General features: G+C 71.7%; 2 protein-coding genes. Both read right to left on the reverse strand.

All coding sequences use genetic code 11. The annotated features are described in order from the left end of the window. Window positions 1–69: 69 nt before the first annotated feature. The gene (locus FNH08_RS48990) at window positions 70–972 is read right to left on the reverse strand and encodes a tRNA (adenine-N1)-methyltransferase (protein WP_152778392.1); all 903 of its coding nucleotides are present in this window, start codon (window positions 970–972) and stop codon (window positions 70–72) included. Window positions 973–1,025: 53 nt separating this feature from the next. Continuing rightward, window positions 1,026–2,285, reverse strand: a 1,260-nt coding sequence (locus FNH08_RS48995; protein WP_228034844.1) for a site-2 protease family protein, incomplete at its 5' end; no start/stop codon positions are given.

Raw genomic sequence — 2,285 nt, forward strand, 5'->3', positions numbered from 1 at the left:
GTCGAGTTCCCGGAACGGTCCGGGAACTCGACCACGGCGCTCGTGCGTTGTACGCGGCAGCGGGCCGGCTCAGTGGCCGGCGCCTCCGTCGGCGTTGGGGCCGGCGTAGTCCTCGCCGTAGGCGCCCTTGGCCGGGCGGCGGCGGCGCATGGGGGGCTCGACGCCGTCCGCGAGGCGGCGGGCGGTCAGCAGGAAGCCGGTGTGGCCGATCATCCGGTGGTCCGGGCGGACGGCCAGGCCCTCGATGTGCCAGTTGCGGATCATGGTCTCCCAGGAGGTCGGCTCGTTGAAGCAGCCGATCTCGCGGATGGACTCGACGGTCCGGGCGAGCTGGGTGGTGGTCGCCACGTAGCAGCACAGGATGCCGCCGGGGACGAGCGCCTTGGAGACGGCCTCCAGGCACTCCCAGGGGGCGAGCATGTCGAGGATGACGCGGTCGATGTCGGCGTCGCTCAGGTTGTCCTGGAGGTCACCGACGGTGAGCTGCCAGGCGGGGTGCGGGCCGCCGAAGTAGCGCTCCACGTTCGCCTGTGCGATCTCGGCGAAGTCCGCGCGGCGCTCGTACGAGTGCAGCATGCCCTGGTCGCCGATGGCCCGCAGCAGGAAGCTGCTGAGCGAGCCGGAGCCGACGCCTGCCTCCACGACGCGGGCGCCGGGGAAGATGTCGGCGAAGGCGAGGATCTGCCCCGCGTCCTTGGGGTAGACCACGGCGGCGCCGCGGGGCATGGACAGGACGTAGTCGGGGAGCAGGGGGCGCAGCGCCAGGTAGGCGACGTTCCCCGTGGTGCGGACAACACTGCCCTCGGGAGCGCCGATCAGCTCGTCGTGCGGGAAGGAACCCTTGTGGGTGTGGAAGTTCTTCCCTGCTTCGAGCGTGAACGTGTAGTGGCGTCCCTTGGGGTCGGTGAGCTGGACCTGGTCCCCGACCTTGAAGGGCCCGCGACGGCGGGCGGCACCGGTCGGTTCGGACATGTGACCAGCCTACCGGTCCCCGGGGAGCACGCCGACCACGGTCTCGGTGGCGCTCAGCTGGGCCGTGCCATCGCCTTCACGAACGCGCGTTCCACGTCCGCCGCCGACAGGACGCCGTAGATCTCGCCGGACTCCTCCACCACGAGGTACTCGGTGGCGGGGGTGGCGCGCAGGACGTCGAGGAGGTCTTCGCCGGCGAGTTCCGCGGAGACGCGCATGCCGTCGGTGAGGTCCTGGGCGAGGCCGCTGACGGCGACCCAGGGGCGGCGGTGCTCGGGGACGCCGACGATGGCGGCCTCGCGGACCAGGGAGAGGGGTTCGCCGTCGGGGTCGACGATGACCAGGGCGCGGGCGCCGGCGTCGTTGGCGCGGCGCAGGGCTTCGGAGAGGGGGGTGTCGGTCTCTACGGGGACCGCGCGGCGGGTGAGGTTGCGGGCGCGTAGTTCGGGCAGGTGCTCGCGCAGGCGGGCCATGCGCAGGCTGTTGCCGGCACCGGTCCAGATGATCGCGGCGAGGATGGCGGCGAGCAGGGCGTCGGTGACGGTGTCCATGCCGCCGAAGTCCTCGGCGTCCGCGCCGAGCGCGCCGGACTGGGTGAGGAGCGGGAGCCCGATCAGTACGGAGACGGCGAGGGCGCGGCCGACCCATGCGGCGGCGACGGTTCCGGTCATCGGTTTGCCGGTGATCTTCCAGACGATCGCGCGGAGCATGCGGCCGCCGTCGAGGGGCAGTCCGGGCAGCAGGTTGAACACGGCCACGATCAGGTTGGAGATCATGAGTCCGGCGAGCAGGACGCCGGGGACGGTGTCGGGTTCGACCGCCAGGAGGGCGACGTAGAAGACGCCGGCTAGGACGAGCGAGAGCAGCGGCCCGACGAAGGCCAGCACGAACTCGCGGCCCGGTGTCTCGGATTCCTTCTCGATCTCCGAGACCCCGCCGAAGAACTGCAGCTGGATCCGGCGCACGGGGAGCTTGAAGCGCAGCGCGGCGACGGTGTGGGCGAGTTCGTGGACGAGTACGGAGGCGTAGAAGGCGACCGCGAAGAACAGCGACACGAGGTAGCGTGCGCCGCCGAGCTCGGGCAGCACTCGGTCGAGCTGGCCGCCGAAGACCCAGGTGATCAGTGCGGCCACGAGGAACCAGCTGGGTGCGACGTACACGGGCACGCCGAAGGGCCGTCCCATGAGGATCCCGCCACCGGGCTCCTTGGGCCGCTTCGGCGGTTTCCGGCCACCGGAGGAGGTGGCAGGGGTACGGCGGCGGGGGGCCTTGCGGTCCGTCGACGGTTCGGCGGGGGTGGCTGTCTCGTGGTC

Origin of the sequence: Streptomyces spongiae, from assembly GCF_009377185.1 — a bacterium.
GTDB lineage: Bacteria > Actinomycetota > Actinomycetes > Streptomycetales > Streptomycetaceae > Streptomyces > Streptomyces spongiae.